The sequence below is a fragment of the Chromobacterium alticapitis genome (assembly GCF_002924365.1).
Classification (GTDB): Bacteria; Pseudomonadota; Gammaproteobacteria; order Burkholderiales; family Chromobacteriaceae; genus Chromobacterium; species Chromobacterium alticapitis.
Map to the genome: position 1 here is coordinate 1 of NZ_PQWB01000130.1, position 323 is coordinate 323.

Annotated in this window: 1 protein-coding gene; it reads right to left on the reverse strand. The window is 65.6% G+C overall.

All coding sequences use genetic code 11. The features are described 5' to 3' along the window. Nucleotides 1-323, reverse strand: a 323-nt coding sequence (locus C2I19_RS22110) for a YDG domain-containing protein (protein ID WP_158253768.1), incomplete at both ends; no start/stop codon positions are given.

Genomic DNA, 323 nt, shown 5'->3' on the forward strand with positions numbered 1-323 from the left:
GTCACGCTGACGGTCTTGCCGCTGCCGGCGTTCTTGTCGGCGAAGGCGGCGGTACCGCTGAGGCTCACGTCGTCACCGCTGACGATGCCGGCGCTGACCAGCTTGGCGCTGGCGGCCGTGCTGCCGTCATACACCTTGTTCACGCCGCTGGCGCTGACCGTAATTTGCTTGGCGGCGATATTGGCTTGCGTGCTGGCAGTGCTATTGAGCAGCGTGTAGTTGCCCGCGTCGGCGCCGTTGCCGGCGATGCCGCTCACATTCACAGTCTTGCCTGTGCCAGCGTTCTTGTCGGCGAAGGCGGCGGTACCGCTGAGGCTCACGTC